This window comes from Streptomyces sp. Xyl84 (assembly GCF_059731885.1).
The window spans coordinates 6,033,065-6,046,216 of the sequence record NZ_AP029182.1 but is presented as its reverse complement, the minus strand read 5'-3'; the positions used below and the strand labels follow the sequence as shown (position 1 = coordinate 6,046,216).

Annotated in this window: 9 protein-coding genes; 3 read left to right on the top strand and 6 right to left on the bottom strand. The window is 71.9% G+C overall.

The genetic code is table 11. From position 1 onward, the window contains the following. Positions 1-151: 151 nt before the first annotated feature. The gene (locus AC6I72_RS26295; protein ID WP_498003605.1) at positions 152-2,416 is read left to right on the top strand and encodes an ATP-binding protein; all 2,265 of its coding nucleotides are present in this window, start codon (positions 152-154) and stop codon (positions 2,414-2,416) included. A 21-nt stretch (positions 2,417-2,437) separates the two neighbouring features. Here the strand turns inward: AC6I72_RS26295 and rpsD are convergent, their stop codons facing one another. The 5 genes from rpsD to AC6I72_RS26270 all read right to left on the bottom strand — a co-directional run bounded on the left by rpsD (position 2,438) and on the right by AC6I72_RS26270 (position 8,013). After that, positions 2,438-3,052: a 30S ribosomal protein S4 gene (gene rpsD / locus AC6I72_RS26290; RefSeq protein WP_009187613.1), complete on the bottom strand. Its 615-nt coding sequence runs from the start codon at positions 3,050-3,052 to the stop codon at positions 2,438-2,440. Positions 3,053-3,350: 298 nt separating this feature from the next. Continuing rightward, a complete protein-coding gene (locus AC6I72_RS26285; protein ID WP_498003604.1) occupies positions 3,351-4,760 on the bottom strand; it encodes a replication-associated recombination protein A in 1,410 nt (469 codons plus the stop codon). Positions 4,761-4,819: 59 nt separating this feature from the next. Beyond that, complete coding sequence (locus tag AC6I72_RS26280; protein ID WP_498003603.1) at positions 4,820-5,476, bottom strand: vitamin K epoxide reductase family protein; 657 nt, start codon at positions 5,474-5,476, stop codon at positions 4,820-4,822. Between the two features lie 546 nt (positions 5,477-6,022). Further along, a complete protein-coding gene (gene hisS, locus AC6I72_RS26275; RefSeq protein ID WP_498003602.1) occupies positions 6,023-7,285 on the bottom strand; it encodes a histidine--tRNA ligase in 1,263 nt (420 codons plus the stop codon). A gap of 11 nt (positions 7,286-7,296) precedes the next feature. Next, entirely contained in the window at positions 7,297-8,013 is a 717-nt protein-coding gene (locus AC6I72_RS26270; protein ID WP_498003601.1) for an MBL fold metallo-hydrolase, read from the bottom strand. Between the two features lie 179 nt (positions 8,014-8,192). Here AC6I72_RS26270 and AC6I72_RS26265 point away from each other — a divergent pair, with 179 nt between their 5' ends. Both AC6I72_RS26265 and AC6I72_RS26260 read left to right on the top strand, forming a co-directional pair. Then, positions 8,193-9,020 (top strand): peptidylprolyl isomerase, encoded by an 828-nt coding sequence (locus AC6I72_RS26265; protein ID WP_498003600.1) that lies wholly within the window; start codon positions 8,193-8,195, stop codon positions 9,018-9,020. A gap of 138 nt (positions 9,021-9,158) precedes the next feature. Next, on the top strand, positions 9,159-10,388 hold the full coding sequence (locus tag AC6I72_RS26260) for a DUF349 domain-containing protein (protein ID WP_498003599.1): 1,230 nt from the start codon (positions 9,159-9,161) through the stop codon (positions 10,386-10,388). A 119-nt stretch (positions 10,389-10,507) separates the two neighbouring features. Here AC6I72_RS26260 and relA read toward each other — a convergent pair whose 3' ends face one another. After that, the gene (relA, locus tag AC6I72_RS26255; protein WP_498003597.1) at positions 10,508-13,024 is read right to left on the bottom strand and encodes a GTP pyrophosphokinase; all 2,517 of its coding nucleotides are present in this window, start codon (positions 13,022-13,024) and stop codon (positions 10,508-10,510) included. Positions 13,025-13,152: the final 128 nt, after the last annotated feature.

Here is a 13,152-nt window from a genome sequence, read left to right as displayed (position 1 = left end):
GTGCCTGAACATCGAGAAAGTCGTGCACCGAGCCTATCGCGCCACGGATGGGGCTCCGTACCGGATTACCGCGCGCGGCGCGGGGAGTCCGTCCGGGCGATTGTACGGAGTGATTACGTTTCAGTACCCTCCGTGTTCCATGCGAGACGCCATGCCTGATCCGACGCCGGACCCGCCGCTCCACGGATGCGGCACGGCCGCCGGCGCGCCCGCCGAGCCCGACGCGTTCGTGGGGCGCTCGGCCGAACTCGGCGCGCTCGCGCGGGCACTGGACGGCGCCCGGCTGGTCACGGTGACGGGGGCCGGCGGGGTCGGCAAGTCGCGGCTGGCGGCACGGGCGGCGGCCCGTGCGGCGGCGCGGTGGACGGCGGGGGACGACGGGCCCGGCGACCGCCCGGCCGCGGCGCGCAGGGCGATCTGGGCCCGGGTGGACCTGGCGCCGCTGCGGGACCCGGAGTTCGTCGACCACGCCGTGGTGGAGGCCCTCGGGCTCACCGACCACACACTGCGCACGCCCCGCGAGACGCTGCTCGCCCTCCCCCGGGTGCTCGGCCTCGCCGGGCCGGGCGGGGCGTGCACGGCCGGCGACCGGCTGCTGCTGGTGCTGGACGGCGTCGAGCACCTGGCCGAGGCCTGTGCCGGCCTGGTGGCCGAACTGCTGCGGCGGGTGCCCCAGGTGCGGGTGCTCGCCGTGGGGCGCCGCCCGCTCGGCGTGGCGGGCGAGCACCTGTTCCCGCTGGCCCCGCCCGCCGAGGAGGAGGCGGTCCGGCTGCTCGTGACGCGGGCCGCCCAGCACGGTGTGTCCGTCCGCGGCGGGGATCCCGCGGTACGGGAGCTGTGCCGGCGTCTCGAGGGGCTGCCGCTGGCGGTCGAGCTGGCCGCCGGGCGGCTGCGGACGCTGTCGCCCGCCCGGCTGCTGGAGCGGCTCGACGACCGGTTCGGGCTGCTGACCGGCGGGCCGCGCGACGTCCTGCCCCGGCACCGGACGCTGCGCACCGCGATCGGCTGGAGCCACGAGCTGTGCACGCCGGCGGAACGGCTGCTGTGGGCGCGGCTGTCGGTGTTCACCGGGGCGTTCGACCTGGAGGCGGTCGAGTACGTGTGCAGCGGCGGCGGGCTGGCCGCCGGCGACGTCCTGGACGTGCTGGGCGAGCTGCTCGCGCAGTCCGTGGTGGCGCGCGAGGAGACGGCGGCGGGGGTGCGCTTCCGGATGCTGGAGACGGTCCGTGCCTACGGCGCCGACTGGCTGGCCGCCACCGGGGACGCCGACCGGCTGCGGCGGCGCCACCGCGACTGGTACGTCGGTCTGGCCACCTGGTGCGAGCTGGAGTGGTTCTCGCCCCGGCAGGCGGAGGTGGCGGCGCGGATCGAGACGGAGCTGCCGAATCTGCGCAGCGCCCTGGAGTACTGCACGACCGGCCCGGGCGAGGCGCATCTGGGGCAGTACCTCGCGGGCTGCCTGTGGTTCTGCTGGGCGGGGTGCGGCCGGCTCTCGGAGGGCCGGCACTGGCTGGAGCGCGCCGTCGCGCTGGACGGCGGCCACGAGCAGTCCCGGCTGAAGGCGCTGTGGGTGCTGGCGTACGTGGCGATCCTGCAGGGCGACACGGTGCCCGCGCTGGCGGCGCTCCAGGAGTGCCGCGAGGCGGCCCGTACCTCGGCGAGCGCGACGGCGCTGGCGTACGCGGAGCACCGCGCGGGCTGCCTGGCCCTGGTCACGGACGACGTGGAGCGTGCGGAGAAGCTGCTGCGCTCGGCGCTGGAGCGCTACCGGGAGATCGGTGAGCTGAACAGCACGGTGCTGATGGGCCAGGTCGAGCTGGCGATGACCCGGGCCTTCCAGGGCGATCTGCCGGACGCGGTCCGGCTGTGCGAGGACGTCCGCCGGATCTGCGACGACCACGGGGAGCGCTGGTCGCGGGCCTACGCGCTGTACGTGCTGGCGTACGCGGCCTGGCACGAGGGGAACGCGGGGTACGCCCGGGACCTGCTCGCCGACTGTCTCACCGACGCGCACGGCTTCCACGACCTGCTCGGTTCGGTGCTGGCGGTGGAGCTGCTCGCGCTGGTGACGGTGAGCGAGGGCGACGCCGAGGAGGCGGCGGTGCTGCAGGGCGCGGCGGGCGTGATGTGGGCGTCGGTGGGGCTGCGGCTGTTCGGGTCGGCGTACTACAACGCGCCGCACGAGCTGTGCCGGGCGCGGGCCCGCGAACGGCTGGGCGACGAGCGTTACGAGGAGTGCGTGCGCGAGGGGGCCGCTCTGGGCCGGGAGGCGGCCGTGGCCCGGGCCCTGGGGCGGGCCGGGAGGCGGACGCTGCGGGCGCTGCCGGAACAGCGCGGGCAGGCGCGCGGCAGGGCGGCGGACATGCGCGAGCCCGCCGCCTCGCCCACCCGGAAGGGTGGGGAGACGGCGGGCTGAGGTGCTACGGCCTGCTGGTGATCAGCGGGCGTAGTACTCGACGACGAGCTGCTCGTCGCAGATCACCGGGATCTCCTTGCGGTTCGGCTCGCGGTCCAGGCGGAACGCCAGGGCCTTGAGGTTCACCTGGAGGTAGCGCGGGGTCTCGCCCTCGGGGGCGAAGCCGCCCTCACGGGCGATCGTGAAGAGCGTCTTCTCCTTGGAGCGGTCGCGGACCTGCACGACGTCGTCGGGGCGGACGCGGAAGGAGGGCTTGTCGACCTTCTGGCCGTTGACCTGGATGTGGCCGTGGACGACCATCTGGCGGGCCTGGTAGATCGTGCGGGCGATGCCCGAACGCAGGACCAGCGCGTCGAGGCGGCGCTCCAGCTCGACGATCAGGGCCTCACCGGTCTTGCCCTGGACCTTGGAGGCACGCTCGTAGGCGCGGACGAGCTGGCGCTCGGACACGTCGTACTGCGCGCGCAGACGCTGCTTCTCGAGCAGACGGACCTTGTAGTCCGAGTTCTGCTTGCGGCCGCGACCGTGCTCACCCGGCGGGTAGGGGCGGGCCTCGAAGTACTTGACGGCCTTCGGGGTCAGCGCGATACCGAGGGCACGCGACTTCTTGACCTTGGGGCGGGACTGGTTCGCCACTGTCTCTCATTTCGTAGTTCTCGGCTTGTCAGGGTTACGGAGGTCGCATCCGCAGCCGGGAGAACCCGCTGGTCCGCGAGGGACCGGTCGGGCAGCCGCTTCCCTGGTCTGGGCACATACGTGCAGCACGCGAGTGGCCCACCGACCGTCCCGGAACCCCGGGTGGTGGTGGGCTGCCCGCGACACCGTTCGACGGTGCGCGACGCTCCTGGAGCCGGTTCGCGGGGAACCGGGTCTCCGGCTGACTGTCCCGCTCTGACGGCACGGGACTCAGCGCTCCGGGCAGTCTACAGGGTGCTCAGGACCGCTTCCGACCGAGGTGCGTGCGGGTCCATTCCACCGCGTCCGCGTACCGGGCCTCGGCGCCGTGCCGGCTCGGGCTGTAGTACTCGCGGTCCTTGAGGGCGTCCGGCGCGTACTGCTGGGCTGCGATGCCCTCGGGCAGGTCGTGCGGGTAGACGTAGCCCTGGGCGTGGCCGAGCTTGGCGGCGCCCTTGTAGTGGCCGTCCCGCAGGTGGGGCGGCACGGACCCGGCCAGTCCCTTGCGCACGTCCTCCAGAGCGGCGCCGATCGCGGTGGTCGCGGAGTTGGACTTGGGGGCGAGGGCGAGCGCGATGGTGGCGTGGCTGAGGGTGAGGGCGGCCTCGGGGAAGCCGATCATGGCGACGGCCTGGGCGGCGGCGACGGCGATGGGCAGCGCGGCCGGATCGGCGAGGCCGATGTCCTCGCTGGCGGAGATCATCAGGCGGCGGGCGATGAACCGGGGGTCCTCGCCGGCCTCGATCATCCGGGCCAGGTAGTGCAGCGCGGCGTCGACGTCGGAGCCGCGGATGGACTTGATCAGGGCGCTGGCCACGTCGTAGTGCTGGTCGCCGTCGCGGTCGTACTTGACCGCGGCCCGGTCGACGGTCTCCTCCAGCGTGGTCAGGCCGATCTCCGCCTCGCCCTTGTCCAGGGCGGCCCCGGCGGCGGCCTCCAGGGCGGTCAGCGCGCGGCGCGCGTCGCCGCCGGCGATGCGCAGCAGGTGCTCCTCGGTGTCCGTGGGCAGGGCGACGGCGGACTTCAGGCCGCGCTCGTCGGTGAGGGCGCGGCGCAGCAGGCCGCGCACGTCCTCGTCGGTGAGGGGTTCGAGGGTGAGCAGCAGGGAGCGGGAGAGCAGGGGGGAGATCACCGAGAAGTACGGGTTCTCGGTGGTGGCGGCGATCAGTGTCACCCAGCGGTTCTCGACCGCCGGGAGCAGGGAGTCCTGCTGGGCCTTGCTGAAGCGGTGGATCTCGTCGAGGAAGAGGACGGTCTCCCGGCCGTACCCGCCGGAGGCGCGGCGGGCGCCGTCGATGACCGCGCGGACCTCCTTGACGCCCGCCGTGATCGCCGACAGCTCCACGAAGCGCTTGTCGGTGGCCTTGGAGACGACGTAGGCGAGGGTGGTCTTGCCGGTGCCGGGCGGGCCCCACAGGATCACCGACGAGGGTCCCGCCGGTCCCCCGCGTCTCCCGCCACCACCCGTGCCGGAGGGACCCGCGGCCCCGCCCCCGTGGTCCGCGCCCTCGCCCACGAGCCGGCGCAGCGGCGAGCCGGGCTTGAGCAGGTGCTGCTGGCCCACCACCTCGTCGAGGGTGCGCGGGCGCATCCGGACCGCGAGGGGGCTGGCGGCCGGGTCCTTCTCCTGGCGTTCTTCTGCTGCGGCGGTGAACAGGTCGGGCTCCACGCTGAAACCCTATGGCACGCCACTGACAACGCGGCCGGGCCCCGGGACCCGCGGGCTGCTCAGGCCCAGAGGCTGCTGCCCCAGCGGGTCAGGATCAGCATGGCGATGACGCCGGTGTGCGTGACCGGGACGACCCAGGTGAACTCGGCGAGGAAGTTCTTCACCGGGCGCGGGGCGGGCAGGAAGCCGTTGCGGATGTTGAAGGACGTCGTGTACCAGAAGGCGGTGAGCGTGGCCACCCAGGCCAGCGAGCACCACAGGCACAGCGCGTTGATCCGGTACAGGGACTCGAACTGCAGCCAGGTGACGAAGCAGACACCGAAGAGCGTGCCGAAGTTGAACGTCAGCCAGTACCAGCGGGGGAAGCGGGCGCGGGCGAGCAGGCTCATGCCGACGCAGATGACGATGCCGTAGCAGACCAGGCCGAGCATGGGGTTGGGGAACCCGAAGACGGCGGCCTGCTTGCTCTCCATGACGCTGCCGCAGGACACGATCGGGTTGAGGCTGCAGCTCGGCGTGAAGGTCTTGCCGGACAGCTTGCCTTCGAGGATCTTCTGCTTGTCGATCGTGATGACCCAGGCGGCGAGCAGCCCGGCCGCGCCGGTGATCACCAGCAGCAGCGCGAAGGCACGGCTGCCGCCCACCGTCCGCGGTCCGGTGGCCGCGGGTTCCGGTCCGGGCTCCGTGGAGACGTCCTTGACTGTCGTCTTGCTCATCACGCCGATTCCGTCACTTGAGAGTTGGACCTTCTTCGGGCACGGCCATTGTGCCGCACGCGCGCGTGTGCGCACCGTTCGATCAACATAAGGAAGGGCGCGCACAGGTACCGGGAGGGCCCGTTCCGGGCGACGCTGCGCGCGTGACGTCGAACGAACTCGCGGTGCCCGTACGGGGGCTCCGCAAGCGCCAGGAGGACGTCACCGCCGCCGACGGCATCACGTGGGCATCGGGAAGGGCGAGGTCTTCGGCCTGTTCGGGCCCGACGGGGCGGGCAGGAGCACCACACCGAAGATCCCCCGGGCAACCCCGCGCGCGGGCGACGGGAGAGGTCTCGGTGCCGGAGACGGGCCCGGCGAGCGGCACGCGCGCGTGGTGCTCACGCGTCGGCATCGTCCGGCAGGACGAATCCGCGCCCGCCGGGTTGACGAGTGGCTCTGCCAGGGCCTGCGCGCAGTCCTCGCGCCGGACTCGGCCCGGGTGCCGGAATCGGGGCGGTCCCCGGCGGGTGTGCGCCGGGTGCCCGGCGCACACCCGCCCCGGACTCAGCCGAGCCGCGCCTCCAGTTCGGCCACGATCTCGTTGACGCCGATCGCCGACTGCTCGCCGGACTCCATGTCCTTGAGCTGGACGACACCCTCGGCGAGGTCGCGCTCGCCGGCCACGAGCGTGTAGCGGGCGCCGCTGCGGTTGGCGTTCTTCATCGCGCCCTTGAGGCCCTTGTGGCCGTAGGAGAAGTCGGCCGCGATGCCCACCTTGCGCAGTTCGGTGACCTTCGCGAACAGCACCCGGCGCGCCTCCTCGCCGAGCGGCACCGCGAACACGCTGGTCGCGGCGGGGAGATCGAGCTCGATGCCCTCCGCCTGGAGGGCCAGGACCGTGCGGTCCACGCCGAGCGCCCAGCCGACCGAGGGCAGCGCGGGGCCGCCGATCATCTCGGACAGGCCGTCGTAGCGGCCGCCGCCGCCGACCGCGGACTGCGAACCGAGGCCGTCGTGGACGAACTCGAAGGTGGTGCGCGTGTAGTAGTCCAGGCCGCGCACCAGCTTGGGGTCGTCCTCGAAGGAGACGCCCGCCGCACGGATCAGGTCGCGGACCTCCTCGTGGTACGCCTTGCAGGCGTCGCACAGGTAGTCCCGCAGCAGGGGGGCGCCGGTCAGCTGCTCCTGCACCGACTCGCGCTTGTCGTCCAGGACCCGCAGCGGGTTGATCTCGATCCGGCGGCGGGTGTCCTCGTCCAGTTCCAGGCCGCGCAGGAAGTCCTGCAGCGCGGCCCGGTAGACGGGGCGGCACTCCTTGTCGCCCAGGCTGTTGAGCAGGATGCGGAAGTCGCTCAGCCCCAGCGAGCGGTACGCCTGGTCCGCGAGGATGATCAGCTCGGCGTCGAGGGCGGGGTCCTCGGCGCCGATGGCCTCCGCGCCGACCTGGGAGAAGTGCCGGTAGCGGCCCTTCTGCGGGCGCTCGTAGCGGTAGTACGAGCCGGAGTACCAGAGCTTGACGGGGAGGTTGCCCGCCTTGTGGAGGCTGGCCTCCAGGGCGGCGCGCAGCACGGACGCGGTGCCCTCGGGGCGCAGCGCGAGCCGGTCGCCGCCCTTGGTCTCGAAGGCGTACATCTCCTTGGTCACGATGTCCGTGGACTCGCCGACACCGCGGGCGAACAGCTCGACGTTCTCGAAGCCGGGGGTCTCCACGTAGCCGTAGCCGGAGTTGCGCAGCGGGGCGGCGATGGCCTCGCGGACCGCCAGGTACGTCGCGGAGTCGGGCGGGATCAGGTCGTACGTGCCCTTGGGGGCCTTGAAGGTGCTCACGAAGTCTCTCGTCACATTCCTCGTCGGGGAGCCTCACCGGCGCCGTGTACACGGCGGTCCGCGGCCAGCTGCCGCAGGTACGGGTTGCCGGCGCGCTCCTGGCCGATGGTCGTCTGGGGGCCGTGCCCGGACAGCACCACGGTCGAGTCGTCGAGCGGCAGGCACACGCGGGCCAGCGATCCGAGCATCTCGTCCATGTCACCGCCGGGCAGGTCGGTGCGTCCGATGGAGCCGGCGAAGAGCAGATCCCCGGAGAAGAGGACCGACGGGACGTCCGCGGCCTCGGGCATCTGGAAGGTCACCGACCCCTTGGTATGGCCGGGCGCGTGCGCGACGGAGAACTCCAGACCGGCCAGCTCCAGCTTCGCGCCGTCGGTCAGTTCCTCGACGTCGTCGGGCTCGCCGACGGTCAGCTCGCCCATCAGCGGCGCCCCGACGGAACGGCCGAGGGCCTTCTCGGGGTCGCTCATCATGTACCGGTCGGCCGGGTGGATCCAGGCCGGGACGCCGTGCGCGCCGCAGACCGGGACGACCGACGCCACGTGGTCGATGTGGCCGTGGGTGAGGACGACGGCGACGGGCTTGAGACGGTGCTTCCTGAGTGCTTCCTCGACGCCCTGGGCGGCCTGGTGGCCGGGGTCGATGATCACGCACTCCTCACCGGCGGCGGGGGCGACGAGGTAGCAGTTCGTCCCCCAGGCCCCGGCGGGGAACCCGGCAATGAGCACGTTCGTCCTTCGTTTGTGTCGGTACGGGCGGGCATCGGGTGACTGCGCCTGTGGTCAGAGACTACCGGCGCTGCCGGATCCTCAGCGAACCCATATACGGTACGGGGCACACACGGGCGCCCGGTCCACCGGTCGCGCCGGTGCCGGTCGACACACGAGACGCATGAGGAGAGAACCCGGTGGTCAGCCAGGAGCAGCGGCGGCGTCAGCTCGCCCGGGAGAAGTTCTTGCGGCAGCAGCAGCGGCGCACCGCCGCGCGGCACAAGGCGCGCACGCGCAACGCGGTGATCGCGTCGGTGCTCGGCGTGGTCGTCATCGGTGGTGTGACGCTGTACACGACCGGGGCCCTCAAGAGCGACAAGAAGGACGACAAGGCCAAGGCGAGCGCGGACGTCTCCCCCAGCGCGTCGGCCCCGTCGAAGATGCCCGACCCCTGCGCGAAGCCCGCCGCGGGTTCGGTGAAGAAGCTGAGCTGGAAGAAGGAGCCGGCGATGTCGATCGACACGTCGGCGAAGTACACGATGAAGCTCGCGACGACGTGCGGCGACATAGACGTGGCGCTGAAGGCGTCCGCCGCCCCGCACACGGTGAACTCGTTCGACCACCTGGCCGGGAAGGGCTTCTTCGACCACACCAAGTGCCACCGGCTGACCACGAACGGCATCTACGTGCTGCAGTGCGGCGACCCGACCGGCACGGGCACCGGCGGCCCCGGCTACACGATCCCGGACGAGAACCTCAAGGACACGAGCCTCAAGGGCAACGTCTACCCGGCGGGCACGGTCGCGATGGCGAACACCGGGCAGAAGCACAGCGGGGGCAGCCAGTTCTTCCTGGTCTACCAGAACAGCCAGCTGCCGCCCAACTACACACCGTTCGGTACGATTTCCGAGTCCGGGATGACGGTGCTGAAGAAGATCGCCGCCGCCGGTGAGAACACGGGCGCCGGCGACGGGGCGCCCAACGCGACGGTCGTGATCAACAAGGCGACGGTCACGAAATCCTGACCGTCAACTGCGTAATTTCGGTCGCGCTGGATGCGGACAGGCCACCTGCCGGTCGCCTATGTTGGCCGTGACGAAACTGTGGACGATGCCCGGGGGAGCCTCGAATGCCCCTCGCAGGCATCATGTGGAGGAGGCGCTGTGAGCAGCGACCCGTGGGGCCGCGTCGACGAGACGGGGACCGTGTACGTGCGTACGGCCGACGGCGAGCAGGTCGTCGGCTCCTGGCAGGCCGGCTCCCCCGAGGAGGCACTGGCCTACTTCGAGCGCAAGTACGAGGGACTGGTGGTCGAGATCGGCCTCCTCGAGAAGCGTGTGCGGACCACCGATCTGTCGGCGAAGGACGCGCAGGCCGCGATCGACCACCTCCGGGAGCAGGTGGACGCGCACCACGCGGTCGGTGACCTGGCCGCGCTGCGCACCCGCCTGGACCAGCTGGTCGCGACCGTCGAGTCGCGGCGCGAGGAGCGCAAGGCGCAGCGCGCCCGGCAGGCGGACGAGGCACGGCACGCCAAGGAGGCCCTGGTCACCGAGGCGGAGGAGCTGGCCGGGTCCGACCAGTGGCGGGTGGCCGGTGAGCGGCTGCGGGCGCTGGTGGACACCTGGAAGGGGCTGCCGCGCCTGGACCGCAAGTCCGACGACGAGCTGTGGCACCGCTTCTCGCACGCCCGGTCGGCGTTCTCCAAGCGGCGCAAGGCGCACTTCGCGCAGCTGGACGCGCAGCGCGAGGAGGCCCGCAAGACCAAGGAGCGGCTGGTCGCCGAGGCCGAGGCCCTGTCGGACTCGACGGACTGGGGTGCGACGGCGGCGCGTTACCGCGAGCTGATGGCCGAGTGGAAGGCCGCCGGCCGCGCGCAGCGCGAGCACGAGGACGACCTGTGGAACCGCTTCCGCGGTGCCCAGGACGTGTTCTTCGCCGCCCGCGGCTCGGTGTTCGCCGAGCGGGATGCCGAGCAGGCGGAGAATTTGAAGCTGAAGGAGGAACTGGCCGAGGAGGCCGAGAAGCTGCTGCCGGTCGCGGACCTGAAGGCCGCCCGGGCCGCCTTCCGCTCGATCAACGAGCGCTGGGAGGCCATCGGCCATGTGCCGCGGGACGCCCGCCCCCGGGTCGAGGGCCGGATGCACACGGTCGAGCGTGCCCTGCAGGAGGCCGAGGAGAGCGAGTGGCGCCGGACGAACCCGGAGGCACGCGCGCGTGCCGAGGGTCTGACCGGTCAGCTCCAGGCCGCCGTGGACAAGCTGCGCGGCCAGATCGAGCAGGCGCGTGCCCAGGGCAACACCGCCAGGGCCGACAAGCTCGCGCGGGAGCTGGAGGGCCGCCAGGCACTTCTGGACCAGGCTCTGAAGGGCCTCCAGGAGTTCGGCGGCTGACAGCCCCGGCGGGAGGCACGACCGGCCGCGGCAGGAGACACCGGCCTGCCGCGGCAGGAGAGACCGGCCGAGAGGGCCCCGTACGCGCCGTACGGGGCCCTCTCGCCGTGCTGTGGGACCTACGCCCTGCTGCGGGCCGAGGTGACGCGGTACACGTCGTAGACGCCCTCCACGCCGCGCACGGCGCGCAGCACGTGGCCCAGGTGCTTGGGGTCGCCCATCTCGAAGGTGAAGCGGGAGGTGGCGACCCGGTCGCGGGAGGTCTGGACGGCCGCGGAGAGGATGTTGACGTGCTGGTCGGACAGGACGCGGGTGACGTCCGAGAGCAGCCGGGAGCGGTCCAGGGCCTCGACCTGGATGGCGACCAGGAAGACCGAGGACTGGGTGGGCGCCCACTCGACGTCCAGGATGCGCTCGGGCTCCCGGGACAGTGACTCGACGTTGACGCAGTCGCTGCGGTGCACCGACACGCCGCTGCCGCGCGTGACGAAACCGATGATCGGGTCGCCGGGGACGGGCGTGCAGCAGCGGGCCAGCTTGACCCACACGTCGTCGACGCCCTTGACGACGACGCCCGGGTCGGCGCTGGAGCGGCGCTTGCGGCCGCGCCCGCGCGCGGGCGGCATGCTCTCGTCGATCTCCTCGGTGGCGGCCTCCTCGCCGCCGAGGGCCTGGACGAGCTTCTGCACGATGTTCTGCGCCGAGACGTGCCCCTCGCCGATCGCCGCGTACAGCGCGGAGATGTCCGAGTAGCGCATCTCGTGCGCGAGCGTGACGAGCGAGTCGCCGGTCAGGATGCGCTGGATCGGCAGGTTCTGCTTGCGCATGGCGCGGACGATGGCGTCCTTGCCCTGCTCGATCGCCTCGTCGCGGCGCTCCTTGGAGAACCAGGCCCGGATCTTGTTGCGGGCACGGGGGGACTTGACGAAACCGAGCCAGTCGCGGGAGGGGCCTGCGCCCGCCGCCTTGGAGGTGAAGACCTCCACCAGGTCGCCGTTGTCCAGGGTGGACTCCAGCGGCACCAGGCGGCCGTTGACGCGGGCTCCTATGGTGCGGTGGCCGACTTCGGTGTGCACGGCGTAGGCGAAGTCCACCGGGGTGGCACCGGCCGGGAGCGCTATGACGTCGCCCTTGGGCGTGAAGACGAAGACCTCGTTGCGGGAGAGGTCGAAGCGCAGCGACTCCAGGAACTCGCTGGGGTCCTCGGTCTCCTTCTGCCAGTCCAGGAGCTGCCGCAGCCACGCCATGTCGTTGATGGCGGCGTCCTTGCCGGCCTTGCCGGTGGACTTGGGCGCGTCCGTACGGACCTTGGAGGCACCCGCGACGGCCTCCTGCTTGTACTTCCAGTGCGCGGCGATGCCGTACTCGGCGCGGCGGTGCATGTCGAAGGTGCGGATCTGCAGCTCGACGGGCTTGCCGTTGGGGCCGATGACCGTGGTGTGCAGCGACTGGTACATGTTGAACTTGGGCATCGCGATGTAGTCCTTGAACCGGCCGGGGACCGGGTTCCATCGCGCGTGCACGGTGCCGAGGGCGGCGTAGCAGTCGCGGACCGTGTCGACCAGGACACGGATACCGACCAGGTCGTAGATCTCCGCGAAGTCACGGCCGCGGACGATCATCTTCTGGTAGACGCTGTAGTAGTGCTTGGGGCGGCCGGTGACGGTCGCCTTGATGCGGGCGGCGCGCAGGTCCGACTGGACCTCGTCGGTGACGATCGCGAGGTACTCGTCGCGCTTGGGGGCGCGCTCGGCGACCAGGCGGACGATCTCGTCGTACATCTTGGGGTAGAGGATCGCGAAGGCGAGGTCCTCCAGTTCCCACTTGATGGTGTTCATGCCCAGGCGGTGGGCGAGCGGCGCGTAGATCTCCAGGGTCTCGCGCGCCTTCTTCTCCTGCTTCTCGCGCTTGAGGTAGCGCATGGTGCGCATGTTGTGCAGGCGGTCGGCGAGCTTGATGACCAGGACGCGGGGGTCCTTGGCCATGGCGACGACCATCTTGCGCACGGTCTCGGCCTGCGCGGCCTCGCCGAACTTGACCTTGTCCAGCTTGGTGACGCCGTCGACGAGCAGGGTGACGACGTCGCCGAAGTCGCGGCGCAGGTCCTCCAGGCCGTACTCGGTGTCCTCGACCGTGTCGTGCAGCAGGCCGGCCATCAGCGTGGCCGGGTCCATGCCCAGCTCGGCGAGGATGGTGGTGACGGCCAGCGGGTGCGTGATGTACGGGTCGCCGCTCTTGCGCTTCTGGCCGCGGTGCCAGCGCTCGGCGACCTGGTAGGCGCGCTCGATCTGGCGCAGCGTGGCCGTCTCGATCTTCGGGTCGTTGCTGCGCACTATCCGCAGCAGCGGCTCCAGCACCGGGTTGTACGGGTTGGCGCGCTGGACACCGAGCCGGGCGAGGCGGGCGCGGACGCGGTTGGAGGAGCCGGAGCGGGCGCTCTGGCCGGCGGCCGGGCGCACGGGGGCGGGCTTGGGACGCACGGACTCGGCGCTCTTCTCCACGGGCGCGGACTGGGCGCGCTCGACCGGCCCGCGCGTGTCGTTCTTCGCGTTCTTCGCGTTCGGCGCGGGCTTCGCCGCGGCTGCCGAGGCGGACTCGGGCTTGGCGGCGGTCAGTGGCTGGGCCTCGTCTGGCAAGAGGACTCCTCGTGCGCGATCCGGGTCCCCCGGTCAGGCTCCGGAGATCCCATGGTAGCGATCCCGGGCCTGCGGATCGCCTCCAGCCCGTGCGGGGGCCGTTCACTGGAGGAACGCACGAGACGGGC